This window comes from Kitasatospora sp. NPDC002965, from assembly GCF_040611255.1.
Taxonomy (GTDB): domain Bacteria; phylum Actinomycetota; class Actinomycetes; order Streptomycetales; family Streptomycetaceae; genus Kitasatospora.
The window spans coordinates 1-25,057 of the sequence record NZ_JBEXNT010000135.1 but is presented as its reverse complement, the minus strand read 5'-3'; the positions used below and the strand labels follow the sequence as shown (position 1 = coordinate 25,057).

22 protein-coding genes and 2 pseudogenes are annotated in these 25,057 nt (G+C 71.8%); 13 read left to right on the top strand and 11 right to left on the bottom strand.

The window, feature by feature from the left end; all coding sequences use genetic code 11:
* Positions 1 to 70: 70 nt before the first annotated feature.
* Entirely contained in the window at positions 71 to 766 is a 696-nt protein-coding gene (locus tag ABZY91_RS34695) for an alpha/beta hydrolase (RefSeq protein ID WP_355407295.1), read from the bottom strand.
* A gap of 371 nt (positions 767 to 1,137) precedes the next feature.
* Here ABZY91_RS34695 and ABZY91_RS34690 point away from each other — a divergent pair, with 371 nt between their 5' ends.
* Positions 1,138 to 1,887, top strand: coding sequence for an ABC transporter ATP-binding protein (locus ABZY91_RS34690; protein WP_355407293.1), 750 nt, complete (start codon positions 1,138 to 1,140; stop codon positions 1,885 to 1,887).
* Positions 1,884 to 3,578 (top strand): hypothetical protein, encoded by a 1,695-nt coding sequence (locus tag ABZY91_RS34685; RefSeq protein WP_355407291.1) that lies wholly within the window; start codon positions 1,884 to 1,886, stop codon positions 3,576 to 3,578. Before ABZY91_RS34690 ends, ABZY91_RS34685 begins: the two co-directional genes overlap by 4 nt.
* A 211-nt stretch (positions 3,579 to 3,789) precedes the next feature.
* Here ABZY91_RS34685 and ABZY91_RS34680 read toward each other — a convergent pair whose 3' ends face one another.
* The gene (locus ABZY91_RS34680) at positions 3,790 to 4,296 is read right to left on the bottom strand and encodes a winged helix-turn-helix domain-containing protein (protein WP_355407289.1); all 507 of its coding nucleotides are present in this window, start codon (positions 4,294 to 4,296) and stop codon (positions 3,790 to 3,792) included.
* A gap of 58 nt (positions 4,297 to 4,354) precedes the next feature.
* Here ABZY91_RS34680 and ABZY91_RS34675 point away from each other — a divergent pair, with 58 nt between their 5' ends.
* Positions 4,355 to 5,266, top strand: coding sequence for a S41 family peptidase (locus tag ABZY91_RS34675; protein WP_355407287.1), 912 nt, complete (start codon positions 4,355 to 4,357; stop codon positions 5,264 to 5,266).
* Positions 5,267 to 5,397: 131 nt separating this feature from the next.
* Here ABZY91_RS34675 and ABZY91_RS34670 read toward each other — a convergent pair whose 3' ends face one another.
* The 4 genes from ABZY91_RS34670 to ABZY91_RS34655 form a co-directional block, all read right to left on the bottom strand.
* A complete protein-coding gene (locus ABZY91_RS34670; RefSeq protein ID WP_355407285.1) occupies positions 5,398 to 7,083 on the bottom strand; it encodes an FAD-binding protein in 1,686 nt (561 codons plus the stop codon).
* 385 nt (positions 7,084 to 7,468) lie between these two features.
* Positions 7,469 to 8,791 carry a glycoside hydrolase family 18 protein gene (locus ABZY91_RS34665; RefSeq protein WP_355407283.1) on the bottom strand — a complete coding sequence of 441 codons (1,323 nt, stop codon included), beginning with the start codon at positions 8,789 to 8,791 and terminating at the stop codon, positions 7,469 to 7,471.
* Between the two features lie 133 nt (positions 8,792 to 8,924).
* Positions 8,925 to 9,083 (bottom strand): hypothetical protein, encoded by a 159-nt coding sequence (locus ABZY91_RS34660; RefSeq protein ID WP_355407281.1) that lies wholly within the window; start codon positions 9,081 to 9,083, stop codon positions 8,925 to 8,927.
* Positions 9,084 to 9,326: 243 nt separating this feature from the next.
* Positions 9,327 to 9,884: an NUDIX hydrolase gene (locus tag ABZY91_RS34655; RefSeq protein WP_355407279.1), complete on the bottom strand. Its 558-nt coding sequence runs from the start codon at positions 9,882 to 9,884 to the stop codon at positions 9,327 to 9,329.
* 153 nt (positions 9,885 to 10,037) lie between these two features.
* On the opposite strand from ABZY91_RS34655, the gene ABZY91_RS34650 reads away from it, so the two are divergent.
* A complete protein-coding gene (locus ABZY91_RS34650; protein ID WP_355407277.1) occupies positions 10,038 to 10,694 on the top strand; it encodes a hypothetical protein in 657 nt (218 codons plus the stop codon).
* Here ABZY91_RS34650 and ABZY91_RS34645 read toward each other — a convergent pair.
* Positions 10,635 to 11,018 (bottom strand): annotated as a pseudogene (locus tag ABZY91_RS34645) (DUF4262 domain-containing protein); the annotation flags it as partial. The gene ABZY91_RS34650 and the pseudogene ABZY91_RS34645 sit on opposite strands and share 60 nt — an antisense overlap.
* A 731-nt stretch (positions 11,019 to 11,749) precedes the next feature.
* On the opposite strand from ABZY91_RS34645, the gene ABZY91_RS34640 reads away from it, so the two are divergent.
* Both ABZY91_RS34640 and ABZY91_RS34635 read left to right on the top strand, forming a co-directional pair.
* A complete protein-coding gene (locus tag ABZY91_RS34640; protein ID WP_355407275.1) occupies positions 11,750 to 11,899 on the top strand; it encodes a hypothetical protein in 150 nt (49 codons plus the stop codon).
* Between the two features lie 500 nt (positions 11,900 to 12,399).
* Positions 12,400 to 13,044: a transposase gene (locus ABZY91_RS34635; RefSeq protein WP_355407297.1), complete on the top strand. Its 645-nt coding sequence runs from the start codon at positions 12,400 to 12,402 to the stop codon at positions 13,042 to 13,044.
* Between the two features lie 8 nt (positions 13,045 to 13,052).
* On the opposite strand, the gene ABZY91_RS34630 is transcribed toward ABZY91_RS34635, so the two are convergent.
* Positions 13,053 to 13,520, bottom strand: a complete 468-nt coding sequence (locus ABZY91_RS34630; RefSeq protein ID WP_355407273.1) for an SUKH-3 domain-containing protein — start codon at positions 13,518 to 13,520, stop codon at positions 13,053 to 13,055.
* A 174-nt stretch (positions 13,521 to 13,694) separates the two neighbouring features.
* Between ABZY91_RS34630 and ABZY91_RS34625 the strand changes: the two genes are divergently transcribed.
* A complete protein-coding gene (locus tag ABZY91_RS34625) occupies positions 13,695 to 14,591 on the top strand; it encodes a polysaccharide deacetylase family protein (protein WP_355407271.1) in 897 nt (298 codons plus the stop codon).
* Positions 14,592 to 14,825: 234 nt separating this feature from the next.
* On the opposite strand, the gene ABZY91_RS34620 is transcribed toward ABZY91_RS34625, so the two are convergent.
* Both ABZY91_RS34620 and ABZY91_RS34615 read right to left on the bottom strand, forming a co-directional pair.
* The gene (locus ABZY91_RS34620) at positions 14,826 to 15,929 is read right to left on the bottom strand and encodes an NADH:flavin oxidoreductase/NADH oxidase (RefSeq protein ID WP_355407269.1); all 1,104 of its coding nucleotides are present in this window, start codon (positions 15,927 to 15,929) and stop codon (positions 14,826 to 14,828) included.
* Positions 15,930 to 16,224: 295 nt separating this feature from the next.
* Positions 16,225 to 16,830, bottom strand: coding sequence for an SMI1/KNR4 family protein (locus tag ABZY91_RS34615; protein ID WP_355407267.1), 606 nt, complete (start codon positions 16,828 to 16,830; stop codon positions 16,225 to 16,227).
* Positions 16,831 to 17,407: 577 nt separating this feature from the next.
* On the opposite strand from ABZY91_RS34615, the gene ABZY91_RS34610 reads away from it, so the two are divergent.
* The 5 genes and pseudogenes from ABZY91_RS34610 to ABZY91_RS34590 all read left to right on the top strand — a co-directional run.
* Positions 17,408 to 17,680 carry a hypothetical protein gene (locus ABZY91_RS34610; protein ID WP_355407265.1) on the top strand — a complete coding sequence of 91 codons (273 nt, stop codon included), beginning with the start codon at positions 17,408 to 17,410 and terminating at the stop codon, positions 17,678 to 17,680.
* Complete coding sequence (locus tag ABZY91_RS34605) at positions 17,677 to 18,183, top strand: DinB family protein (RefSeq protein WP_355407263.1); 507 nt, start codon at positions 17,677 to 17,679, stop codon at positions 18,181 to 18,183. Before ABZY91_RS34610 ends, ABZY91_RS34605 begins: the two co-directional genes overlap by 4 nt.
* Before the next feature lie 84 nt (positions 18,184 to 18,267).
* Positions 18,268 to 18,645: a nuclear transport factor 2 family protein gene (locus tag ABZY91_RS34600; RefSeq protein WP_355407261.1), complete on the top strand. Its 378-nt coding sequence runs from the start codon at positions 18,268 to 18,270 to the stop codon at positions 18,643 to 18,645.
* Positions 18,646 to 19,017: 372 nt separating this feature from the next.
* Positions 19,018 to 21,798 (top strand): AAA family ATPase, encoded by a 2,781-nt coding sequence (locus tag ABZY91_RS34595; RefSeq protein WP_355407259.1) that lies wholly within the window; start codon positions 19,018 to 19,020, stop codon positions 21,796 to 21,798.
* Between the two features lie 153 nt (positions 21,799 to 21,951).
* Positions 21,952 to 22,593, top strand: a pseudogene (locus ABZY91_RS34590) (sigma-70 family RNA polymerase sigma factor); the annotation flags it as partial.
* A gap of 38 nt (positions 22,594 to 22,631) precedes the next feature.
* On the opposite strand, the gene ABZY91_RS34585 reads toward ABZY91_RS34590, so the two are convergent.
* On the bottom strand, positions 22,632 to 23,792 hold the full coding sequence (locus tag ABZY91_RS34585) for a glycoside hydrolase family 88 protein (RefSeq protein ID WP_355407257.1): 1,161 nt from the start codon (positions 23,790 to 23,792) through the stop codon (positions 22,632 to 22,634).
* 293 nt (positions 23,793 to 24,085) lie between these two features.
* Between ABZY91_RS34585 and ABZY91_RS34580 the strand changes: the two genes are divergently transcribed.
* On the top strand, positions 24,086 to 25,057 hold a 972-nt coding region (locus ABZY91_RS34580), incomplete at its 3' end, for a ribosome-inactivating family protein (protein ID WP_355407255.1).

The window sequence follows — 25,057 nt, the reverse complement described above, 5'->3', positions numbered from 1 at the left end:
GCGAGGTGATGTGGGCGCTCGGGCTGGCCGGTCTGCTGGTGCTCGGGCGCGCACGGTCCCGGCGCTGCCGTCAGAGCCCCAGCAGCAGGTCCCGCACCGCGGCGGGCCGGGACAGGAACGGATGGTGACCGGCGTCGAGCTCGACGACGCCGCCGGCCCGGCGGGCGAACTCGCGCTGCAGGCGCGGCGGGGTGCCCCGGTCCCGGCCGCAGACGACGTACGTCGAGGGCACCTGCTGCCACGCGGCCGCCCCGACCGGCTGCCCGGTCACCCGCAGGCACTGCCGGGCGAGGTGGTTCGCCGCCTGCGCCCGGACGTCCGGGTCGCAGTCCTGCAGGAACGTGTCCACGAGCAGCTCGGGACGGACCCCGAAGGTGCCGGCGTCGGGATCGACGTCGAGGTACGGGGCGGGACCGCCGTCCCCGAACTCCGACAGGCTCTGCCCGACCTCGGGCAGGTAGCTGGAGATCAACACCAGGTGGCGGACCGACCCGACACCCGCGGCGGCCTCCGCGGTGACGATGCCCCCGTAGCTGTGGGCGACCACGACGGTGGGTTCGTCACCGTCCAGCAGCACCTGTCGCACCGCCGCCACGTCCTCGGCCAGCCCCGGACCGCCTCCGCCCCCGGGCACGCCCGCCTCGCCGCAGCTCGGCAGCGCCGGCGCGACGCTCCGCACCCCTCGCTCCTGCAACAGCCCGGCCGTGCGGTGCCACCACCACGACCCGTCCCGCACACACGCCCCATGCACGAACACGACCCTCATCGCTGCCTCCACGTCGGCTCCGACCTGCCCTTCGATCAACGGTGGACGCAGCCACTGTGACGCCGGGAAGCCGAAGATCGTTCACGGAACCGCGGCGCCGGAACCGACCACCTCACCGGCCGGCGCCCCCCGGGGCCCGGCACGCCGGCCCCTCGTCCCACCCCGGCGGCCACGGGACACGCCACCGCGGCGAGTGATCACCCGGCCGCCCGCCCCGGTATGCCGCCGGACACCCCCCCGCGTCCTGCCGCCCCCTCCCCGGCCGAGCGCGCGAGGCGCCCACCGGATCCAGGCCGACACCACCCTCGCCCGGGTGGCCGCCGCCGGGTCGGTACTGTGACCGGACACCCTGTTGAAAGGCGCCCTCCTCCATGGCCAACAACGCCGCCGAACCACGTGCCGCAGCCCGCAAGGCCCTGCTGCAGCTGACCGGCGTCAGCCGCTCGTACGGCGAGCGGGAGGTGCTGCACCCCGTGAGCCTGTCGCTCGCCGCCGGAGAGTGCGTGGCGCTGCTCGGGCACAACGGATCGGGCAAGTCGACCCTGCTCAGGGTCGCGGCCGGCCGCGACGTACCCAGCAAGGGCACCGTGACCTTCGACGGCATCCCGATGGACGAGAACGACCCCCGGATCCGGGCCCGCGTGGCGGTGGTCGGCGACACCGTCGCCTGCTACCCCGACCTGACCGTCCGCGAACACCTGCTCCTGGTCGCCGTCGCGCACGGGGTCGCCGACGCGCCCGACTGGGTCTCCCAGGTCCTGGCCGACCGGATGCTCACCGAACGGGCCGACGCGCTCCCCTCGGCCCTCTCCTCCGGACAGATGCAGGCCCTGCTCCTCGCCTGCGCGCTCGTGCGCCCGCGCGATCTGCTGCTGCTGGACGAGCCCGAGCAGCGGCTCGACCCGGACGCCCGCCGACACCTCGCCGACCTGCTCAAGGCCGAACTGGCCGACGGCGTCGCCGTGTTGCTCGTCACCCACCACACCGACCTCGCCCTGGACGTGGCCGACCGGGTGCTGGTGCTGGAGGACGGCAGGATCCTCAAGCAGGGCGCTACCCGCAAGGTCCTGGCCGCGGAGTTCGCCGCCCGCACCGCCGCAGGCCCGGCAGGTGCCCGGTGACCACCGCCCACCCGGAAACCGACCCCGCCGTCGAGCCCTGGACGGACGACGACGACTGGACCGACGAGACCCTCGCCCTGCTGCGCACCCTGCGCACCCCCCACCGGCGCAACCGCGCCAAGTCGGTCGGCTTCGCCGTCTACTGCGTGGTACTCATCCTGATCATCTGGGGCGGCGTACCCAGCCTCGGACTGTTCCTCCAGGCCTCCATGGGCGCCGACTACACCGGCCACGGCAGCGACCTCCTCGCCGCCATGCCCGCCGGCATCACCGCGATCGGCCTGGCCGCCTTCCTGCTGCTGGTCCGGGACGGCCTGTGGCGCGGCCCCGTGGTGCCGCCCCGGGCGGCGGCCGACTGGCTGCTGATCCACCCCGTCCGGCCCCGTCCCGTCCTCCGGCCCTGGTTCTGGCTGTCCTGCGCCGTGGCCGCGTTCCCCGCCCTGGTGGCGGCGGTCGGCGGGATGGTCGTGCTCGGGCTGACCGTGCGGGTCGGCCTGCCGGCCGCACTCGGCTGGTGCCTGCTCGGGGGACTCTGCGTGCCGCTCCTGGCCACCTGCACCGCCCTGGTGGTGGAGCGCAGCGACCGCGCCGCCCGCTGGGTACGCCGGCTCACCCCGTACCTGACGCTGCTGATCATCGCCCTGGCGGCACAGAGCGCGCTGGCCGTCGCCGGCCACCCGGTGCGCTGGCTGGAACTGGTCGAACTGTGGTCGGGACCCTGGGGCTGGGCGGCGATCGCCGCCCTGGCACCGACCCCCGCCGCCGTCGCGGGCAGCTGGGTGGCCGCCGCGCTCCTGCTGGTCTCGACCGCTGCCGCCCTGCTGCTCGCCGACCGGGCCGCCGCGACCGTGCCACTGGCCCGCCTGCGCGAGCGGGCCAGGACGGCCGCCGGCGTACTGGCCGCACTCCGGACCGTCGAACTGCGCAGCGCGCGGCTGGCGGTGAACAGCGCCAACGGCGCCGCCCGCCAACGCCGGCTCCGGCTGCCGCCGCCCGGCCGCGCCTGGCTGGTGGTGCCGTGGCGGGACACCCTCGCACTGCTCCGGTCCCCTGCCCGGCTGGGCCGCGCGGTGGTCCTGGTCGTACCCGCGCTGTCCTGCGCCGTCCTCGCGCACGGTGCCACGGGCGGGCTGTCCTGGCTGGCCACCGCCGTGGCGCTGGTGTTCGGCTACCTCGCCGTCGCCCAGCTGCTGGAACCGGCCCGCATCGAGACCGACGACGTCCGACGGGCCTCCTGGTCGCCGTACCCGTTCGCCGGCCTGATGCTGCGCCATGCGATCGTGCCGACCCTGGCCGGACTCCTGCTGGGGCTGGCCTGCGCCGCGGCGCTCCTGGCGGCGGGCACCGGCCCGGCGGCCTGGCTCGCACCGGCCGCCGCTCCGGCACTGGTCGCGGCGGGACTGGTGAACGCCTGCCGCGGGGTGCTGCGCAAGGACCTGATGTTCTCCCCGGCCCAGGGCGCGGGCGGCGGGACGGGCCCGCTGCTGTTCGCCGCCTGGTACGCCGCCGGGCCCGCCGTGGGCGTGGCGTTGCTGACGCCGATGTTCTCCTCGGCCCTGCGCGGCGGGACGGTCGTCCAGGTCGGCAAGGCGGCCCTGATGGCGGTGGTGGTGGCCGTCCTCCTGCTGCGCTGGGCGCAGGCCAGGGCCGCGAAGATGAGCAAGGCCCGCCCGGGGGAGAGCACTCCCTAGACCCGGACGCCGCAGGTCGCTGACCTCCCGGGTCCGATCAGGGGCTCTGTCTGATCGGGCGGAGGCCGTGCTCCAGGCCGAACCCGCCCGGGACCGACGGCCGACGCGGCTCCCGCTCCGCGGGGCGGAGGACCGGTCGTACCGCACCCCGATCTCCGCACCTTGATCTTCCGCACCCCGATTTCCGCACCTCGCTCTACCAGCAGGCCGGCTACGCCCCGGCCTGCTGGTAGAGCGCCACCAGGATTCCGTGCACCGGCTCGTCCTCCGAGTCCTCCTCCGCCTCGTCGACCAGCCCGGCCAGTGCCTCGGCGAGCCGGGCCGCCTTGGCCGGGCTGAGCCGGAGGTGGCGCAGTGTCAGGAGGTGGTCGGCGGGTGAGCGGTCCAACTCCTGGGCGACGGCGCCGAACAGCGCGGCCGTGCCCTCGGCCTGCGGTTCGTCGACGAGGAGCCGCTCGGCGGTCCGCCGGTAGTACTTCTCGGTGCCGCCGCGTACCCGTCGCGTTCCCGCGTCCTGGACCAGCCCTGCCTCGGACAGCACCCTGAGGTGGTGGGAGACGCTGCCCTTGTTCACTCCCAGTTGCGCGGCGAGCCGGCTGATCGTCGACGGCCGGCCGCTGAGGGCGAAGAGCAGGCGCTGGCGCAGGGGGTGGGCGAGCGCCGCGTGCTGCAGGGGCGTGCTGATCCGCTGTACGTCTTCGTCCGGTTGGTGGCTCACGAGATCAAGCGTTAAGGACGGTTGACGCTTTGGCAAGTCGGCTGGTCTACTCCCTGTCATGACCTCCACCACTATGCCCACTGCGTTGGACGCCGCCACCGTTGTCGAGTCCGTCGCCGAGCTCGTCGGCGAGAACTACGTCTTCCCCGATGTCGCCCGGGAACTGGCGGCCCTGCTGCGGAGCCGCAGTGCCGGGGGATCGTACCGGATCGAATCCGCGGAGGAGTTGGCCGAAGCGGTCACCGCGGACCTGCGGTCCGTCAACGGTGACCTGCACCTGGCCCTCAAGTACCACGCCGTGCCGGTGCCGCCCGAGCAGGGCGCGGCGGCACTCGCCGCGATGCGGAGGCAGTTCGACGCCTCCCTGGGTGGTGTTCCGCGTGTGGAGCTCCTCGACGGCGGCGTCGCGGTGCTGGAGATCGCACCCCTGCTGTTCCCGCTGGACTGGGCGGCGCAGCCGCTGGCCGCGGCGCTCTCACTGGTGGCACCCGCCCGTGCCCTCGTCCTGGACCTGCGCGGCAACGTCGGGGGCGATCCGAACACGGTCGCCTTCGTCTGCGGCTACCTGCTCGACGGCCGGACCAAGCTCAACACCATGGTCTCGCGGCAGGGGGAGGTGGCCGAGCAGTCCTGGACGCCCCCGTTCGTACCGGGTGCCCGCTTCGGCGGCGACAAGCCGCTCTACGTGCTGACGAGCGGACGCACCTTCTCCGCGGGCGAGGAGCTCGCCTACGACCTGCAGCAGCTCGGGCGCGCCGAGGTGGTCGGGGAGGCCACCCGGGGCGGCGCGCACCCGCGCGAGGGCTGGACGGTGCACCCGCACCTGGAGCTCAGCGTGCCCATCGCCCGCGCGGTCAACCCGGTCTCGGGCACCAACTGGGAGGGCACCGGCGTCCGGCCCGACGTGCCGTGCGACGCCGAGGCGGCGCTCGACCGCGCGCTGACCCTGGCCGTGGCGCGCCTGATCTAGCCCTGTGTCTCTCGCAGTTCCGCAAGGCCGGAACCCGAAAGTGTGGGGTCGGGCGGACGGCCGCACCCCTGCCGGCTCTTCGGGGCCGTGATCGCCCCGTTCCGTCACCTCTGAATCCGCGCGCTGGTGGTTCACGTGAACAGCGGTTCGATCGCGAGGGCGTGCCGGAAGATGCCGCAGGGGTCCCAGCGGGCCTTGATCTGTTGCAGGCGGGGGTAGTTGGCCTTGTAGTACAGGGTGTGCCAGGGGGTGCCGGAGGTGTTCCAGGCCGGGTCGGCGAGGTCGGTGTCGGCGTAGTTGATGTAGGAGCCGTCGCTGACGTCGCCGGGGACGGGGACGCCTCCGGTGTCGCGGTACACGTCCCGGTAGAAGTCTCGGACCCAGGCCAGCCGGGAGGCGTCGTCCGTCTCGTCGGCCCAGACGGTGTAGTAGACGACCTTCATCACGGAGTCCCGCTGGGCGACGGCGGTGGCGTCGGGTGCGACGGCGTTGACCCGGCCGCCGTAGCCGACGAGGAGCATGCCGCTCTCGGCGCTGCCGGTGTCGTTGGTCAGGTGCCGGTAGGCGGTGGAGAGCTGGGTCTCGGTCAACCCGCGGCGCAGGTATCCGGCCTTGTCCTTGTAACGGCGGGTGTCGATGTTGCCGGGTTCGCCGGTACCGGGCCAGGTCACGGCCTGCAGCCAGGGCAGGGTGCGTCGGAGCGTGAGGGGCGATGTGGTGCCGGTGCCCGCGGTCACGGCGGAGACGAAGTCGGTCAGGAGGGCGTCGGCGTCCGGCAGCCCCGCGTCGATCTGTACGGCCATCTCCATGGCTCCGGCGGCGCGGTGCCCGGCGATGAGGACCGCGTACAGGTGCGCGGCACGCGAGCCGGGCGCGCTGTTGCGCTCGTGCCAGGTGCCGAAGTTGCGCAGCAGGGCACTGAACGCACGCTCGGTCATCTTCTCGTCCCAGGCCCAGACGACCAGGACCGTCAGCAACGTGCCCGGTGCGGACGGCAGAAGGCACGAGGGGTCGTCGTGCGGCCGGAGGCCGGCGCCCTCGGGCTGCGGGGAGCGCAGCCAGTAGCGGGTGACGACGCCGAAGTTGCCGCCACCGCCACCGGTGTGGGCCCACCACAGGTCGTGGTGCGGATCGTCGGGATCGCGGGTGGCGACGACCGCGCGGGCGGTGCCGTCCCGGTCGACGACGGCCACCTCGACGGCGTGCAGGTGGTCGACCACCGAGCCGTAACGCCGGGAGAGCGGACCGTACCCGCCACCGACCAGGTGACCGCCCGCACCCACCTCGGGGCATCCCCCGGCCGGGATCGTCACGCCCCACCCCTTGAACAGGGTCCGGTAGACCTGCCCGAGGGTCGCCCCCGGCCGCACGGTGAAGGCACCCATCGCGGGATCGAAGCCGACGGCGTCCATGGGGGAGAGATCCAGCAGGAGCCGTACCTCGGGGCCGGCGGTGAAGTCCTCGAAGCAGTGACCGCCACTTCGTACCGCGATCCGGCGTCCGGTGCGGACCGCGTCGGAGACCGCCCGCACCACCTGCTCGGTGGAGCCGACCAGACGGATCTCCTGGGGGCTGCCGACGAAGCGGAAGTTGTTGCCGTGCGACAGGCTGTCGTAGCGGGCGTCACCGGGGCGGACCACGACCGGCCCGAACGGCGCCGCCCCGCTCTCACCGCCACGACCCGCCACCGCGCCCGCGCCACCCACTGCCTGGACGGACCCGCCTGCGGAGGCCCCGGCGGAGGCGCCGGCGGCGATCGCACCGGCCCTGGTGAGCAGTTGGCGGCGCCCCAACCCCTGGTTCATCGACCGTTCCATCGCGTCGTCCTCCCCGGCGTGCGGGTATTCCTTGGTGCCCGCACGCTACCCGCCCACCCCGGCCAGACCTCCTCGCCGCACCCCACCACCTGACACACCTCACCGGATCGGGCTCCTGGTACGAAGAACCGGAGCCGGTCGGCCGCGGTGGACGGCACCGCATCGGACGTGGCGGACACCGAGGCCAACGACGCCTTCTTCGGCCGCCCGGGCTCCACCCCCGCCGAGGTCAGGACGGCAATGGTCGGACGGCCGCCACGGGCCGGTGAGAATCGAAGCGTTGTCGGCGGTGCAGCATGTGCGATGTGCACGGGGCCTGCGTATTCGGCCGCCGCACCCGGCGGCGGCCGGGTCGCCCCGCCCGCCGCCGGGCCATCACCACAGGTCAGCGCCGCAGACCGCGGTCCAGCGCGGCGATCAGCGAACCCTGGGCGTCGTCCCCGTCCAGGGACCAGACCATCACGCCGCCGAGACCGTTCTGCCTGGTGTAGCGGGCCTTCTGGGTGGCGGTGGCCGGGTTGTCGTACGTCCAGAACTCGGTGCCGTCGTACTTCCAGGCCGCGCCGTACTCGCGGTCGGTGTGCACGGCGCCCGGCAGGTCCTTGATGGCCTTGTAGGGCAGTTGGCCGCCGCCGAGCGGGGACATGCCGGTGGCGGGCTGGTAGAGGCCGTTCTTCGTCCCGGCGGGCACTCCCGTCCAGCCGTAGCCCCAGGACGGCACCCCGAGCACCGCCTTGCGGGCCGGCAGGCCGCCGCCGAGGTAGTGCTGCACCACCCGGTCGGCGCTGTAGCTGTCGCTGGCGCCGGAGGGGTCGGCCGGGTCGGTGTACAGGTTCGCCTGGTGGTTGGTCGGACCCTGCGGCTCCCAGGAGCCGTGCATGGTGTAGGTCATCAGGTTCAGGTAGTCCACGTGGCGGGCGACCTTCCTCAGCTCCAGCCGGTCCGCGACGTCGGTGTTGGCGGCGACGGCGGCCGTCAGCAGGTGGCGCCCCCGCCCGCCGTTGCGAACCGCGTCCAGCTGCCGCCGGAACTCGGCCAGCAGCAGGGTGAAGTTGCGGCCGTCCTCGGGGCGCACCGAGTTGTCCGGCAGACCGTCGCCGCCCGGGTGCTCCCAGTCGAGGTCGATGCCGTCGAAGACGCCCGCGCCGCTGCCCGGGCCGCCCTCCGGAGAGCCCAGCTGCGGCAGGTTGCCCTTGATGTAGAGGTCGACGCAGGAGGCCACGAACTTCTTGCGCGCGGCGTCGGTGGCGGCCACGTCCGAGAAGTACTTGGACCAGCCCCAGCCGCCGATCGAGATGACGGCCTTCAGGTGGGGGTTCTTCGCCTTCAGCTTCCGCAGCTGGTTGAAGCTGCCCTTCAGCGGCTGGTCCCAGGTGTCGGCGACGCCGTCCACCGAGTCGGCCGCGCTGATCGGGCGCTGGTAGTCGACCCAGGCGTCGGCCTGGTCGGCCAGGTTGTCCGCGAAGCAGGTGCCCTCGGGGGAGATGTTGCCGAAGGCGTAGTTGATCACGGTCAGCTTCGCGGCCTGGCCCGAGTCCTGGACCTTCTTGGGGGAGAAGCCGCTGTAGGCGCTCCACGCGGTGAAGTAGGCCACCCGGTGGCCTGGCAGCCGGCGGCTGTCGTCGTTATCGGCGTGAGCGGTCGCGGGGGCCGCGACGAGCGAGGCGAACAGAGCCGTCGCCAGGAACGCGGAGGTGCGTCTGAACATACTGGTGGCCTTGTCTGAGTGGGGTCAGATGGTCTGTACCAATCGTGAGAAGAGATCTAGTCCATTCCGGGGGGCGCACACAAGAGGCCGAGCCGTCCGAAGTGGCCCGGCCCTCTGGGTAACTGGTGGAGCGTCAGTCGATCAGGATGCGCGGCACGCGCTGCGGAACGCCGTCGTTGCGGTGGTGGCCCGCCCCACCGGGAGCGCCCATGCGGGCCACCGCGTCGAACTCGGCCGAGCCCGCGACGACCCTGACGGTCATCGGGGTGCGGCCCTCGTTCGGCTCGGTCACACCGGTGAAGGAGAAGGTCGCCTCTTCCGAACGATCGAGACCGGGTGATCCGAGAAGTCGTGCGGGCCGCTCCCGGGCTGCCTGGCAGAGGCTCTCGCGTCATACGTCCGAATTTCCCGGATCTTCTCGGAGTGTTCGCACGTCGGATGGCAACTCTGTCCGTACGTTCACGGGACGTGGACGCTGCCCGCGGCGGGCTGGCCCGCGGTCGCTGTCGGACGAGGGCGGAGCTGACGGGGCGGGTCAGGAGCCCGACTGCGCGAGCCGGTGGGGGCCCAGGTAGAAGGAGAGTGCGGCATGCGAGGGCCCATCGGGAACGTCCCCGCCCGTCAGCAGCTTGACCACCTCGGCCTCCGGTAGCCACTCCACCCGAGCCGCCTCGGAAATGTCCTCCGGTTCGCCGATCCGTGTGCAGTCGGTGACGTGGTACGAGTGGAAGTGGGCGTCCGAGATACCGGCCATGGCGTCGTACTCGGTCAACAGCTCGACCCGGCCGGGCCGCCAGCCGGTCTCCTCCTCGACCTCGCGGGCGATGGCGTCGGCAGGCTCCTCGCCGGGGTCGGCCCACCCGGCCGGAACCTCCCAGCCCCAGCGGCCGGTGATGAACCGGTGCCGGTAGATCAGCAGGAATCGGCCGTCCTCGTCGGTGACGACTGCGGTGGTGGAGGCCCTGGGCATACGGACGACATGGTGGTCGAGCCGACCGACCCCGGGCACCTCGACGTCTGTGAGCCACAGCTCCACCCACGGTGATCCGTAGACCTGTCGCTGACCGTAGACCTGCCACTCCGAGTTCGACACTCGGCCCTCCTCACGCGCGTGCGAGCTGGTGTCCCGACCCTCTCACGTGCGGGGCGAGGTTCCGCACGGGCTTCTCGGGCGCCGAGGGGTGAGGACACGCGGCCGCGCCACAGCTGTGGCTTCACCCCGCAGCAGCCGAAGGGAGCGGTGATCTTGGGCAACGCAGCGTCCGTTGACGACCCGGACCGGGACCCGGACGAGCATGTGCGTTTTGCCCTCTGTCGCAGGGCGTTCTACGAGGTAGCCGCAGAGGATGCAGCTGCCCTCGTCACCCGTGTGCTCACCGACCCCGATGTGGGCATGGCGAACGGCGCCGTATGCGAGTACCTCGACCGGCGGGCCGCTGAACTGCTGACGGATCCCGGCTATCTCTCCTGGTGCCGGGAGATGACCGGCCCCGTGGCGGTGGACGACTACTCGGCCCGGCGCCTGCGCGAGTGGTCTCTGGCTCGGGCGATGACCTTGGGCGAGCCATGGGATGTCGAGACCCTGCTCGGGGCCTCCAACTGGCTTCAGCTCTACACCGCAGAGGAGTCCTGGACCGTGATCGCCCTGGCGGAACTGGCCGAGGGCGGCCGTACTCGGCGCATCCGCAACATCGCCAAGTCCCGCCTGCCGGTCGCCCGCCTGCCGGTCGCCGACGCCACCCGAAACGGATCACTGAGGAGCTGCGCGGCGGCGGCCGGGCCCCCACCGCCTCCGCGAGCAGTCGGACGGTTCGCGCCGACAGGCGCCGGCGGCGCGGCCTCGCTATCGGGCAGCCTCCCGGGTCCAGACACCTTCGGGGTGCTCGTCGACGGGAAGTCGTAGGTCGGGCTGCGCGCGGCAGCCCGGGCTGGCCTGCTCGTCCGAGGGCCAGCGGTGTTCCCGGTCGGGCCAGAGCAACTGGACGACGGGTACCGGGGTCTGTCGGTAGAAGCCGACGAACGTACCGAGCAGTGGATAGTGCCAACTGGGATCCACCGGTTGGCATCGGAGCCGGTAGCCCTCGATGACGTCCGGGAGCAGCGTGCCGGGCTCCGTCGATGCCCCGTCGCGAACCCGGACGGCGGCACTGCCGACCCAGTGCATCAGGCCGTCCAGTTCCAGGCCGAACATGGCGACCTCCGGGACCCGGTAGGAATGCCACAGGCCGACGGTGAAGGCCTAGTCGGGGACTTCACCTCCGCCACTTACGCCGACCACGTGGCAGCCGTGCTCGCGTACGTGCGCCATCTCGGAAGCCCAGCGCTTCGCTCGCCGCCGCCGTGCGCGGAAGGTCGCGGAGGCGGCGGGGTCACAGAGCACACAGGGGCACGGGGGAGTCGCGGCGAGGTCGGTCACCCGGGTATCCAAGCAGATCAGGATGCGGCTGATCACGATGTGCTGACGTCCCCGGACTGGCTTCGTTCGCGTTCAGTACCAGCTTCTTGAGCTGGTGGCGGCAGCAGTTGATGATCAGCAGACTTGTCGATGTTCACGAGAAGTGGTTCTGGATCTCTGTGAAGCGCGCACGCTGAGTGACGACTGACGCTCGGGTCAACCTTCGGGAACTTGCCTGAGAATGACCAGTGCCGACCTGGGTTTGGCCGACAGTTCGACGTCGTGGAAGAGAGGCTGCTCTGGCTGGAGATGCTGCTGGTCCCCTCCATCGCGGACGTGGCGGTGCTGTCGGTGGATGTGAACGATGAGGCGATACGCATCCGAGCCCGGAGTGCGGCGGCTGGGGCAGCGTGTCCTGACTGTGGGAGCCGGTCGAGCCGGATGCGCAGCTCCTACCTGCGGTTTCCCGCTGACGTGCGGGATGGCGGGTGGTCCTCTGTCTGTGGGTCCGCAGGTTCTTTTGTCCGGACGATTCATGTGGGCGGCGGACGTTCGTCGAGCAGATGGCAGGGCTGACCCTGCGGCACAGCAGGTGGACCGAGCGGTTGCGTTCGACGCTGGCCGCGGTCGGCGTTGCCCTCGCCGGCCGCGCCGGTGCCCGGTTGGCACGGGTCCTCGGGGTGTCCCTCAGCCGCAGCGCGGTGTTGCGGTAACTCAACGCGTTGCCTGCCCCAGAGACGCCGACCCCACGGGTGGTTGGCGTCAATGAGTGCGCCAACCGCAATGGCCGCGTCTACGGGACGGTTCTGGTCGATGTCGAGACCCGACGGCCGGTTGACCTGCTGCCCGACCGGGAGGCGTCCACTCTGGCCAAGTGGCCGGCGAAGCGCCCCGGAATCGAGTCGTCTGCCGGGATCGAGCTCCGTTCTTCGCGGAAGGTGCCACGGCCGGGGCGCCTCAGGCGGTCCAGGTTGCTGACGGGTGGCATCTGTGGCACAACCTCGGCGAGGCCGCCGAACGGTGCGTCGCCGATCACCGAGCTTGACTACAGGGTGCGACGCCCAAGCCACCCCTCCCGGTTGAGGAGCACAGCTCTGGCTCGCAGTGGCCCACCGGCCACCGGTTCGCCGACCGGACTCGGGCCAACCATGCGGCCGTCCACGTGCTGTTCGCCGCTGGCCACAGCCGCCGCGCGATCCAACGCCAACTCGGCATGACATACCGCCCGTCAAACTCCTCGCCGACGCCACCGCACCCGAGGATCTCTTCCGCGGCCAATGGCAGGGGCGCCCCTCCGTACTCGACGAGTACAAGCCCTGCCTGGACGACCGTTGGAACCAAGGCTGCACCAACTCCTGGAAGGCGTGGGAGAGATCGTGCCGCTCTGCTACAAGGGCAGCTACCAGCGAGTTCGCGCCTACTTCCGCGCCAAGCGTCCCTCGACAGATCCGGTCACTGCACCGCAACCTTCACCTCGTACGGTCGCTGGCTGGATCCTCCGCCGCCCGACACCCTCACTGAGGCGGAACAGCTCCGCCTCAAGGCCGTCCTGGTCCATTGCCCCGAATTGGATGCACTCACCGGGCATGTTCGGTCCTTCGCCGAGATCCTCACCGAGCGGCAAGGCCAGCGGCTGCCCGAGTGGCTCGACGCCGTCCGCAACGACAACCTACCCGGCCCCCACATCCTCGCCGCCGGTATCGACCGCGACCGCGACGCTGTCATCGCGGGTCTCACCCTGCCCTGGAACTCGGGCGTCGTAGAGGGGCACGTCAACCGGATCAAGATGCTCAAGCGGCAGATGTTCGGACGAGCCGGATTCCAGCTCCTCCGAAAGCGAGTCCTGCTCTACAGGTGACCGCCCCGTCAGGACGGCTGTCCCGCTGACTCGTCCCCCTCGTCGATCCGGCGAGGAGCCACGCCGAGAACCAAGTTCTCCATGGCGTGAGGCATCGGTCCGAAGCTGGCAACCCAGGTCTCGACGAGATAGATCACGCCCACGTCATCGATGCCCAGGAAGAACCGGCCGTGGTCGAGCTCGCCGAGCGGGTAGAGATGATGCCCGATCGCTTCGCCCCACTCCGTGAATCGGTCATCCTCGCCCCAGGCCAGCTCAGGGTCCAGCTCGAACGGCGTGCGTGCACAGCTGATCCCTGGGCCGCTGACGTTCACAGTCAAACCCCCGAACTCTTGCAGGAAGGCTTCCGCAGCGTCGTGCATGGCGAGGCCGACTGCCTCGAACATGGATCGCCAGCGGGCCGTGTCCACCTTCCGTCCAGGCGTCCATCCCGACGCCTCCAACACCTCATCTACCCCTGGCGACCAGCTTCTCATCTGGGCCCCGACTCCTCAGCTATGGGTGAGTAGCGATCATCTCAGCGGCCAACGTCACTGAACAGTGTGTGATCGCTTCACGGAAAGCAGCCAGAACCCGAGAAGTGACGGCGCTGTCGCTCCGCGGCGGCGAATTGCCGTGCGGAGGTCCGGTCCGGGGCTCACACTGCGGGCATGAGTGAACTCGGTGTTCCTGCGGCCGTCGTGTCTTCGGTACGGTCGAGTGAGTTGCTGGGGTATCCGCCAGATGCCCGGTTGCTGATCGTCAACTGCGATGACTTCGGGATGTATCCAGCGATCAACGCCGCTGTGATCGAGTCGCTCGAAGAGGGCATCGCCGGTTCGTGCAGCCTGATGGTCCCGTGTCCCGGGGCGCCGCAGGCCATGGAGCTGCTCCGCCGGCGGCCGCAGATCCCGTTCGGGATCCATCTCACGCTGGTGTGCGAGATGCCCGACCTCCCGTGGGAGCCGTTGATCGCCAAGGAACGCGTGACCTCACTGCTGGACCCTGCGGGCGACCTGTTCTCGCCGACATCTGTCGGCCGGGCGACCCTGCTCGGCCAGGCCCGGCTCGATGAGGTCGAACTGGAGTTCCGCGCCCAGATCGATGCCGTCGCCGACGCCGGGCTCACGCCGACCCATCTGGATTTCCATTGCCTGGCCGACGGCGGCCGGACCGACATCCTCGACCTGACCACCGTGCTGGCAGCGGAGTACTCCCTCGCGGTCCGGGTCTGGCTCGAACCCGGGCGCCGGGTGATGCGGGGACGCGGGCTGCCGGTCACCGACAACGACTTCCTGGACAGCTTCTCCCTCGGCATCGAAGGAAAAGCGGCTCGATACGCTCAGATGCTGCGTGACCTGCCGGCCGGGCTCAACGAATGGGCGGTACATCCCGGCCTGGGAGACAAGGAGTCGCAGGCCGTCGACGGTGGCTGGCTCGTGCGGCGGACGGACTACGAGTTCCTGACATCCCCGCAGGCCCGCGAGGTCCTCCAGCAGGAGGACATAGCCGTGATCGACTATCGCACGATTCAGCGAGTCTGGTCCCGGGGTGTGAGCCTTCGATGACCGAAGCGGCCTGTCGTCTCCGCGGACGACAGGCCGTCCGCTGCCCGCGAGGTCGGCCCGCGACGGCCGGTTGTTCGGCCTGCGCGCTGGTGGCTGGCCGGAGACCGTGCCGTCGTGGTGCTGACTGACGGAGGCGGAGCAAGGCTGACACCCGCGTTCGCGGGGAGGACGGCAAGCGCGCCGCCAGGGTAGGGCTGTGCGACGGCTGATCCCGTGCGGGCGGGTGCCACCCGCTCAGGCGCGGTGGTACTGGGCGGGGGTGGGTACCTCGCCGTCGAGTTCGGCGGCTGCGTGGCGGGCCCAGTAGGGGTTGCGCAGCAGCTCGCGGCCGAGCAGGACGGCGTCGGCACGGCCTTCGGCGACGACGGCCTGGGCCTGGGCGGGGTCGGTGATCAGGCCGACGGCCGCCACGGGGAGGCCGGTCTCGTTGCGCACGGCCTCGGCGAAGGGCACCTGGAAGCCGGGTGCGGCTTCGATCCTGGCGTCGGGGACGATGCCGCCGGTGGAGACGTCCAGCAGGTCGACGCCGTGTGCCTGGAGCTCCTTGGCGAGGCGGACGGTGTCCTCGGAGGTCCAGCCCTCACGGCCGTCCTCCGGGTCCTCGGTGAGCCAGTCCGTCGCGGAGACGCGGAAGAAGACGGGCAGTTCCTCGGGCCACACCGCGCGCACCGCGTCGACGACCTCCAGCGCGAAGCGGATACGGCCCTCGAAGGAGCCGCCGTAGCCGTCGGTGCGGCGGTTGGTGTGGGGGGAGAGGAACTCGTGGATCAGGTAGCCGTGGGCGCCGTGGATCTCGGCGACCTGGAAGCCGGCGTCGAGCGCGCGCCGTGCGGCGTCGGCGAACTGCTGCACGATCCGGCCGATCTGCTCCTCGGTGAGTTCCTCCGGCGTGGTGTGCGTGGGGGAGAAGGGCACGCTGCTGGGGCCGACCGGTGCCCAGCCGTGGGCCTCGTCCGCGGCGAGGGCGCGCCCGCGGTCGACCCAGGTCCGCTCGGTGGATGACTTGCGGCCGGCGTGGGCGAGCTGGATCGCGGGGACGGTGCCCTGCGACTTCAGGAAGGCGGTGATCCGCCGGAAGGCCGCGGCCTGCTCGTCGTTCCAGATCCCGAGGTCGTACGGGCTGATGCGGCCCTCGGGGCTGACCGCGGTGGCTTCCGTGATGATCAGCCCGGTGCCGCCGACGGCGCGCGCCGCGAGGTGGGTGAAGTGCCAGTCCGTCGGAACACCGGCCGCGTCCCCGTCCGGCGTGGCGCTGTACTGGCACATCGCCGGCATCCAGATCCGGTTGGGGATGGTCAGCGCCCGCAGGGTGTACGGGGTGAAGAGGGTGGTGCTCATGTCGGACTCCCGGTGGGTCGGCGGCGCCAGGGGACGGGGGCGCTCTCGCAACTGGTTGCAGCTGCAATTTATGTCACCGAAGATAGTTGCACACGCGGTCATCTTGCAAGAGCCTGCCGCGCGACCTCGCCGGACACCGCGGTGGTGCACCACGCGACTGACGGATTGCGGAAGTTCCACGCCCGCTGAGCACGGCGGGACGAGTGCGTCGCGCGCGTAGAGGGGCCGAATGATTCGACCGCCGACGTTCCGGGAATCGGAGCGCGCGGTAGTCCGTGCGTGCTTCAGGAAAGAGTCAGCGGGGGCGCCAGCGAAGGTCTCCCATGTCGTCGACAGTGCCGACGCAGGCCGCTTCCGTGCCGCCGAGAGCAGCGTGTCGAAGAAGAGCCGGCGTCTGGGACTCGAGAGAGCCGGCGATGTCCTGGAGCATCGAGCTCACGGAGTCCCACAAGGGAACCCCGAGCCCCCAGCGCTCGTGATCCCACAGAAAGACCGCGCCGTGGTGCTCACCGGTTCGAAGGTCGACTATGAGGCCGTCACCCCCGGGACTCATCGCGATCGGCATGAACTGGGGAAGAAAGCGAGGTTGCTCGTTCCCCTGCTGATCGAGCAGAGACTGCTCCTGCTCGGCGACAAGCAGCCAGATCTCCTGTGTCTCCAGAGCCTCTTCCAGCGTCACCGGAGCAAACGACTCGGGAATCCAATAGTCGGCCTTGACGTCGGCCAGGGTCCACCATTCCTTCACGTCGGCGGTCAGTGTCACCGGCAACTCGGTCTCGATCGCGGCGAGGCGCCTTGCATCCGCAGCCGGCCTGATGATGGCGGTAGTTCGGACGTTCGCGCATAGCCAGCCGTCGATGCGGGCCCATGCCTCCCGCATGTCATGATCAGTAGATGTCATGGCTGGCAGTCTCCCAGGCTGCTCCGACAGCGACGTCCCCTTCCCTGGTGGACAAGGGGTAGCGAGCTGAGCAGGGCCTGAGCCGGAGGACCGAAGCCCTCTGCCGCGAGACATTCCACCTGGCCCGGCCGGTCGGCTCGTCCCGCTGGGCCGACTTCCTTGTCGACGGAGGGATCTCGTCTGCGCAGCCGTGGTCGGCCGGCCCGGCGTCCATGGCGTCGCGAGACGGCGGCTGTCCTGCGTTGCAGGGGAAGGCGTGCGCCCGGAGCGCACTTCCTTCCCGGCGTGCTGCCGGCCGGGACGGCCGGGTGATGCCCCACGTCGTCTTCGCCGATGACCGCCTCCGTGTGCGGCACCCCGGGCCCGTTCCTGCCGGTTCCGTTCCGGGCGGGGTCATCCCTGCGGCGGCTGTCCGGGATGCCGACCCGAGTGCCACGCCACCGGAGCTCCGCACCGTGTCGGGTGAGACGGTGTTCGTTCCGGCCGCCCGGCGGGCAGAGTTGGGACGCTTCTGTGCCGGGAACCGGATCGCTCTCCGGATCAGACCCGATGTGTGGGGAGACCTCTCGCTCACAACATGATCTACCAGGACTGGCACCACCTCGGCCTGGCCGACCTCCTGGACGCCGCCACCGGGGACCGGATCCCCGACGACGCGCAGATCCCCCTTGCCGGGCGGGTGGAGTTCGGCGTGTGGGCGATGAAGTTCGCCGACCTCGGTGGTGACCACGGCAAGTCGTGGCCCGGCCGGGCCCGGCCCCCTCTGGAGCGGACCGGAGCGCAGGATGCGGACCCAGCCGTAAAAATATGTCGACATCGGTCGCGTGATCGGGGACGCTTCGCGCGATGACCGGAATCGACGACACGCCGCCCGCGTGGGACGAGCGCACCCAGCTCACCACGTTTCTCGACTACACACGTGACACCGCCCGCGCCAAGTGCGACGGCGTCTCCGCGGAGAACGCCCGCAAGGCGCTCCTGCCGGGCTCACCGCTGATGACCATGAGCGGATTGATCAACCACCTCCGCTGGGTCGAGTACTACTGGTTCCAGGTGGTCTTCCTCGGCGAGGAGGACCGGGGCCCCTGGACCGATGAGGACCCCGACCGCGAGATGCGTGTCGCCGTTGACTTCCCGCTCACGCAGTTGCTCGACGAATACGCCGAACAGAGCGCCCGCTACCGCGAACTGGTCGCCGGGAGAAGCCTGGACACCAAGGCCGAGGGAGTCGTCCGCGACGGTCTCCACGTCGACCTGCGCTGGATCCTCCTTCACCTCACCGAGGAGACGGCCCGCCACAACGGCCACCTGGACATCCTGCGCGAGATGCTCGACGGCCGGACCGGCGGCTAGTGCTGTGGCCGGGACGAATCGCCGCGGTCGGGAGACGGCGCGCGGGACGAGCACGGTCCGCGAGGCGACTGGTATTACTGGTGTATGCAGGAAGAAACCGCGCGGTCCGCGATCGACACGTTCATCTCCGCGTTCAACGCCTCGGACGACAGCTACGTGATTGCGCTGCTCTCCCGGGCCCTGACCTCGGACGTGGTCTTCTGGGGACCGTTGGGCCGCAGTGAGGGGATCGAGGCGGTCGAGCGGTTCGTGCTGGACATCCGGCGCCACCCCGCGGGGACCGGCACGATGGTGCGCTGTTCCGCGGTGGACATGCCGGACGAGTGGGCCCGGTACAAGTGGATCTTCACGACGCCGGACGGAGGCCCCCGCCTGGCGGGAACGGACGTCGTCCACCTGCGGCGGAGCCTCATCGACCAGGTCATCGTCTTCGCGGGGGAGATCGAGCCGTCCGCCTCCTGAGTCGTTCTCCTCCGGCGCAGCCCTTCTCCCGAACCGGCCCCGTTCGGGGCTCCGGGGCTGCCCGGCCGAGATCGTCCTCACCACGCCTCGGTCGTCCGCGCCCGGCCACGAGCGGACCGATGATGCGCTGTGTCCGCCCCGACGGACGTCCGGACGCCCCACGGCCCACGGCCCGCGGCACCCGAGAGCGTGTGTCCCGTCCCCTCCGGTCGTTCGCGCGTGAGGGCGGATCCGGCTCCACCGCCCCGGTACGGACCCCGCCCCGCGCGGCGCCGAGGAGTCCACTGTTTGTTCGTCCCCGGCGAACTGATGCATGATGAGGACGACCCGAGCCGATCAGGGTCCGAACCTTGAACTGCGTGGTGGTGGTGGATGGCGGGCGGCACCCCTCGGCGGGGGCTGCGCGGGCTGGTCGGCCGGCGGGGCGAATGCGGAGCGCTGGACCAGGTGATCGCCGGTGCCCGCGGGGGCCGGGGCCAGGTGCTGGTGCTGCGGGGCGAGCCGGGAGTCGGCAAGTCCGCCCTGGTGGAGTACCTGGCGGGCCGTGCGACCGGGTGTCAGGTCCTGCGGGCCGTCGGCGTCGAGTCCGAGATGGAGCTCGCGTTCGCAGGGCTGCACCAGCTGTGCGTGCCCCTGACGGGGAACCTCGACCGCATTCCCGGCCCCCAGCGCGACGCCCTGTCCGTAGCGTTCGGCCTGAGTGTGGGGAGCGCGCCGGACCGCTTCCTGGTCGGCCTGGCGGTGCTCAGCCTGCTGGCCGAGGCGGCGGAGGAGCAGCCGCTCGTCTGCGTCGTCGACGACGCCCAGTGGCTCGACCAGGTCTCCGCCCAGACACTGGCGTTCGTCGCGCGACGGCTGCTGGCGGAGCGGGTGGCGCTGGTGTTCGCGGTGCGCGCGTCGGCGCCCGCCGCGGGCGGTGACCCCTTCCGGGGGCTGCGCGAGGTCGAGGTCCGGGGGCTGCGTGACGACGACGCGCGGGTGCTGCTGGACTCGGTGGTGCCCGGACGGCTGGACGAACGGGTCAGGGACCGCATCGTCGCCGAGACCCGCGGCAACCCGCTGGCTCTGCTGGAACTGACCCGGGGGCTGACCGCGGCGGAGCTGGCCGGCGGGTTCGGGCGTCCGGACGTCCGCCCGCTGGCGAGCCAGATCGAGCAGGCGTACCTGCGGCGCATCGGATCGCTGCCGGCCGCGGCGCAGCGGTTGTTGCTGGCGGCGGCGGCGGAGCCGGTGGGTGACGTGCCGCTGCTGAGGCGGGTCGCCGAGCGGCTCGACATCGACGCGCACGCGGCGGGAGCGGTCGAGGCGGCGGGACTGGTCGAGTTCGGTACGAGGGTGCGTTTCCGCCACCCGCTGGTGCGCTCGGCGGCCTACCGCGCCGCCGACCCCACCGTGCGCCGGGACGTGCACCGCGCGCTGGCCGAGGCGACCGATCCCGATGCCGATTCGGATCGTCGGGCCTGGCACCGCGCTCACGCGGCGCTCGAACCCGACGGGGCGTTGGCGGACGAGCTGGAGCGGTCGGCGGGCCGGGCCCAGGCCCGTGGCGGGATCGCGGCGGCAGCGGCGTTCCTGAGACGTGCGACCGAGCTGACGCCCGACGCGGGCCGTCGTGGAACGCGGGCGGCCGCGGCCGCGCAGGCCGCCTTCGACGCGGGCTCCCCGGACGCGGCGCTCGACCTTCTCGCCGCGGCGCGGCTGAGTCCGCTGGACGAGGCGCAGCAGGCCCGACTGGCGCGCTTGCGGGCCCAGTTGGCCTTCGCCCGCCGACGTGGCGGGGAGGCGCTTCCGCTGCTGCTGGATGCGGCCGGCCGGCTGGGGCGCGTCGACGACGCGCACGCGCGGGAGGCGTACCTCGATGCCGTCGGGTCGGCGGTCTTCGCCGGGCGGCTGCGGGAGCGGGTCGGCGTGCGGGAGGTTGCCGCGGCCGCCCGGACGGCGCCGCCGGGGGCGCAGCCGCCGCGGCCGACGGACCTGCTCCTCGACGGCCTGGTGACCTGGTTCGCCGACGGCTGCGCCGCAGGGGGGCCGCTGCTGAGGTCCGCGCTGGGGGCGTTCCGGCAGGCCGCCGGAGGCGAGGGGGCGGAGGTCATGCGCTGGCTCTGGCTGCTGTGGCTGGTCGCCGGTGAGGTGTGGGACGACGAGACGTGGCACCGGCTGACCGAGCACGCGGTCAGGTCGGCGCGCGAGACGGGGGCTCTGAACTTCCTTCCGCTGGCGCTCGGTTACCGGGCCGCGCTGTCCGTGCACACCGGTGACTTCGACCTCGCCGCGGAGCTCGTCGACGAGGCCGACACCCTCGCGGAGGTGACCGGTCACTCGCCGATGGCCTATCCGTCGCTCCTGCTCGCGGCCTGGCGCGGCGAGGGGGAGCACGTCGCGGAGGTGATCCGGAGCGCCGCCGTGGACGCCGTCTCGTGGGGCGAGGGGCGGGCGATCGGTGTCGAGCACTACCTACTCTCGGTGCTGTATAACGGTCTCGGCCGGTACCAGGACGCCCTGTCCCATGCCGAACAGGCTTTGGAGCACGAGGACTTGGCGGTCATCGGGTTCGCCCTCGCGGAGCACGTCGAGGCGGCGGTCCGCGCCGGTGCCCCCGAAGCGGCCGGGGCGTCGCTGCGCCGGTTGGCGGAGCGGGCCGACGCCGGCGGTACGGACTGGGCGCTGGGTGTCCTGGCCCTGTCCAGAGCGTTGGCGAGCGAGGGTCCGGCCGCCGACCGGCTCTACCGCGAGGCCGTCGAGCGCCTCGGACGCGGCCGGATTGCCGTTCACCTCGCCCGCGCCCACCTGGTGTACGGCGAGTGGCTCCGTCGCGAGAACCGGCGGGTCGAGGCGCGCGTGCACCTGCGCACCGCTCACGAGATGCTGGGGCGCTTCGGAGCGGGTGCCTTCGCCGAGCGGGCCCGACGTGAACTCCTGGCCACGGGCGAGACGGTGCGACTCCGTCCGGCCGACGCGGGCGACCTGCGCGAGGCCCTCACGGCCCAGGAGGGGCAGATCGCCCGCCTGGCCGCCGACGGCCTGACGAACTCCGAGATCGGCGCCGAACTGTTCATCAGCCCCCGCACCGTGGAATGGCACCTGGGCAAGGTGTTCACCAAGCTCGACGTCAAGTCGCGCAACCGGCTCCGCGCCGCGCTGGCCGGCCCCTGACGGTCCGGGCACCGGCCGCCCCCGGGGGAGACCCGGGGGTGGACCGGGGATTTCCCGGGCGCCGGGCGGTGGGCCGGGGCGGCAGCGTGTGTGCACGGCGGCATCGACGGGATGCCGGTGTGAAACGGAGCCGTGGTGACCGTGTCCGACTACCTGTCCGCGACGTGTGCACATCCCCAACAGCGCGCCGGGGAGGATACGTTGGACGAGGCCGCAGCCGTCTTCGAGGGGCTGCGCCCGTACCTCTTCGGCATCGCGTACCGGATGCTGGCCAGCGCGGTCGAGGCGGAGGACGTGGTCCAGGACGTGTGGCTGCGCTGGCAGCGGACCGACCGCTCGGCGGTGGTCAGCCCCGCGGCCTTCCTGTCGCGCGCCACCACCCGGATGGCCATCAACGTGGTCCAGTCCGCCCGCTCGCGCCGGCAGATCTCCCTCGGCCCCTGGCTGCCCGAGCCGGTCGACACCGCCGCCGACCCCGAGGCCGACCCGGAGGCCGGTGCGCAGCGGGCCGAGGAGCTGGAACTCGCGCTGCTCCTGGTCCTGGAGAGGCTCACGTCCAGGGAGCGGGCGGTGTACATCCTGCGCGAGGCCTTCGAGTACTCCTACGCGGACATCGCCGACATGCTGCGTCTCAGCGTCGTCAACGTCCGCCAGATCGTGAGCCGGGCCCGGCGGGCCCTCGCGGAGGGGCAGCGGGAGACGGCGGACGCGCGGGAGCTCCGGGCGCTGCTGGCGGCCTTCGTCGCGGCGGCCCGGACCGGCGACGTCGGCTCCCTGGAGTCGCTCCTGGTCCCGGCGCCGCCGGGTGGTGGCCCGAGGGTCGTCCTGCGCGCTCACGGGGCCAGTCGCGCGACCTGCGAGCCGGCCATCAGGAAGGCGCCGACCGCGAAGTCGGCGGTGGTCTCGTAGGTGATCGGCCGGCTCGATTCCGGGCGGTCCCCGGTGCCCTGGACCCAGCCCAGCCGCCCGTCCGGGTGCACGGCGTCGCGCACGAGCGCGTTCCAGCCCCTGGCGAGGACGGGCAGGTAGGTGCTCCGGTCGATCAGGCCGGTGCGGATGGCGTAGGCCAGGCCGTAGCAGAACAGGGCCGTTCCGCTGGACTCCTTGCCGGGCAGGTGCCGCGGGTCGCCCAGGGAGGGGTTCCAGAAGCCGTCCGGGCGCTGCGAGGCCAGCAGGGCGCGGCTGATGCCCTGCATGTTCCACCGGTATTCCGGAGCCCGTTTGTCGGTGGAGGGGAGGACGGAGAGCACCTTGGCGTGGGCGGCGTAGGCCCACCCGTTGCCCCGGGACCAGAACACGGGCCTGCCGTCCGGCGACAGCCGGCCGGAGCCGCCGGGGGACCAGGTGCCGTCGCGGTACCAGAGCTCGTGCGTGTAGTCGTACAGCCCGCCGCCCTGGACCCGTTTGGTGTGGTGGTACAGCGCGTACATCTTCGCCCAGTACGCGGTGTCGCCGCGCAGCGCGCCGAGCCGGGCCATCGAGGGCATCGCCATGTACAGGGCGTCCGCCCACCACCAGTCGTCGGTCTTCTCGGGCCGGTCGGTGTGGACCATCCGGTGCAGGGACGACTCGATGGCCGCGATCCGCTCCTCTCCGCCGCGTGCCTCGTGGAGGTCCAGGTACACCTGGCCGGCGTTGTGGTGGTCGGCGTGCCGCGTGGTCACACCGCCGGCGAGACCGTAGTCGTGCTTCTCCGCCCAGGACTCGGCGTACGCGAGATAGCGTCGCTCGCCCGTCAGCCGGTAGGCGGCCAGGTCGCCGCTGAAGTAGGTGGCACGGGCCCAGAGGTTGTCACCGGGATCGGTGTGGGCGTTGATCCAGTGGTCGTTCACCCGGCGCACCGACTCCAGGACCGCGGCCCGGCCGGGCAGCACGTCGGCGGCGACCGCGTCCGTCAGGCTGGCTGCGGTGGCTGCGGTCGCCGCGGTGAGGGTGATGGTCGTGGTGGCGAGGGGGAGAGCGGAGGGGATCCGCAGGAAGGTCCGGCGTCGCATGGTGTTACCTCCGGCTGAGGGCTCTGCGGGCGGGGGAGCGGGGTCGGGCGCGGGCGAGGGGCCGCGCGGGCCGGGGCCCGTCGGTGGCCCTCGGTGGCCGTCGGCGACCTGGGCCGCCACGGTGCGGACGTGGGAACGGAGTTCCCCGGACCGCCCGTCGACGACGACCGCGCTCGCCACAGATGACCGTGCGGGACCTCCCGGTGTGACAGCCGGGGGCACCCGCGCCCGCCGCGACGGCCGACGCCTACGGGCGCGCGTCACAAACACGCTGTCTGAGCTGTCAGTTGAGCGTGAAGCCGAAACCCACCACCAGACGGACCGTACGGCCGGCGGCCGTCGTCCTCACCGCCGCCCTCGCGCTCACCGCACTCGGCACCCGGCCGGCCGCCCCGGCCGTGCCCCCCGACAAGGTGACCTGGGTCATCCACAAGCTGGACGACGATCCCGCCCACCCGGGCGGAGCGTTCGGCAGGGACCTGTACCACTCCGCTGTCACCCAGATCCGCAACTGGATGGCAGGCCCGACGGTCCGCGGCGATGTGCGCCTGAGCCAGGCGGACATCGACGGCATCATCGGCATCGACATCCGTAACCACGCGAGTGCCCGGCTCGTCACGCTGTTCCTGAACCCCCACAGCGGGTACCTCACGGGCTTCCACACCCGCAACCAGGACGTGTACTACTTCAGCGACGCCAACCCGGACATGGTCTCGGAGATGAAGGGGTACGCGAGGTCGATCGGAGCGAGTACCCACCGGATGCACCTGTCCGGATCGTTCGACGCGTGGTACGACGCAGCCACCGGCGGGGGCCTGCCCGCCCCCACGAGCATCGGGACCCGATCGTTCCGCGACATGGCCACGTCGCTGGGCAACTCGCCCGGGCCGGAGTACATCGACCGCTTCCTCCCCCAGACCGCCCAGTACCTGCTCGCCCTGAGCCCGGCCTACGCCCAGGCTCCCCACCTCACGCTCTTCCGCGACCGCGTGGGCGACGCCCTCGCCAACAGCACCTCCTCGGCGGTCGTCCTCGACAACCGCACCCGAGAGCTCCGCTCCAACTGGGAGAAGATCAACAACGACGCCCTGCTCAACATCCCCTTCCTGGCGGACGACCGGACGGCAGGCGGCGCGGCCCTGCCCTACCCCGTGCACCTGGGACCCGTGACCGCCGTGCCGGTCGGCACGCGGGGCACCGGGGCCCGGAGAACCGCCCTGGGGGTCAGCGAACTCGTCCAGGCGGCTCTGCCCCTGATCGCCGAG

Excerpts from the sequence above, each read along its gene's own strand:
- ABZY91_RS34665 (WP_355407283.1), bottom strand. The coding sequence starts at position 8,791 with ATGTTCAGACGCACCTCCGCGTTCCTGGCGACGGCTCTGTTCGCCTCG.
- ABZY91_RS34630 (WP_355407273.1), bottom strand. The coding sequence starts at position 13,520 with ATGAGAAGCTGGTCGCCAGGGGTAGATGAGGTGTTGGAGGCGTCGGGA.
- ABZY91_RS34585 (WP_355407257.1), bottom strand. The coding sequence starts at position 23,792 with ATGCGACGCCGGACCTTCCTGCGGATCCCCTCCGCTCTCCCCCTCGCC.
- ABZY91_RS34640 (WP_355407275.1), top strand. The coding sequence starts at position 11,750 with ATGGCAGGGCTGACCCTGCGGCACAGCAGGTGGACCGAGCGGTTGCGT.
- ABZY91_RS34635 (WP_355407297.1), top strand. The coding sequence starts at position 12,400 with ATGACATACCGCCCGTCAAACTCCTCGCCGACGCCACCGCACCCGAGG.
- ABZY91_RS34695 (WP_355407295.1), bottom strand. The coding sequence starts at position 766 with ATGAGGGTCGTGTTCGTGCATGGGGCGTGTGTGCGGGACGGGTCGTGG.
- ABZY91_RS34615 (WP_355407267.1), bottom strand. The coding sequence starts at position 16,830 with ATGACATCTACTGATCATGACATGCGGGAGGCATGGGCCCGCATCGAC.
- ABZY91_RS34595 (WP_355407259.1), top strand. The coding sequence starts at position 19,018 with ATGGCGGGCGGCACCCCTCGGCGGGGGCTGCGCGGGCTGGTCGGCCGG.
- ABZY91_RS34605 (WP_355407263.1), top strand. The coding sequence starts at position 17,677 with ATGACCGGAATCGACGACACGCCGCCCGCGTGGGACGAGCGCACCCAG.
- ABZY91_RS34620 (WP_355407269.1), bottom strand. The coding sequence starts at position 15,929 with ATGAGCACCACCCTCTTCACCCCGTACACCCTGCGGGCGCTGACCATC.
- ABZY91_RS34670 (WP_355407285.1), bottom strand. The coding sequence starts at position 7,083 with ATGGAACGGTCGATGAACCAGGGGTTGGGGCGCCGCCAACTGCTCACC.
- ABZY91_RS34610 (WP_355407265.1), top strand. The coding sequence starts at position 17,408 with ATGATCTACCAGGACTGGCACCACCTCGGCCTGGCCGACCTCCTGGAC.
- ABZY91_RS34690 (WP_355407293.1), top strand. The coding sequence starts at position 1,138 with ATGGCCAACAACGCCGCCGAACCACGTGCCGCAGCCCGCAAGGCCCTG.
- ABZY91_RS34600 (WP_355407261.1), top strand. The coding sequence starts at position 18,268 with ATGCAGGAAGAAACCGCGCGGTCCGCGATCGACACGTTCATCTCCGCG.
- ABZY91_RS34675 (WP_355407287.1), top strand. The coding sequence starts at position 4,355 with ATGACCTCCACCACTATGCCCACTGCGTTGGACGCCGCCACCGTTGTC.
- ABZY91_RS34625 (WP_355407271.1), top strand. The coding sequence starts at position 13,695 with ATGAGTGAACTCGGTGTTCCTGCGGCCGTCGTGTCTTCGGTACGGTCG.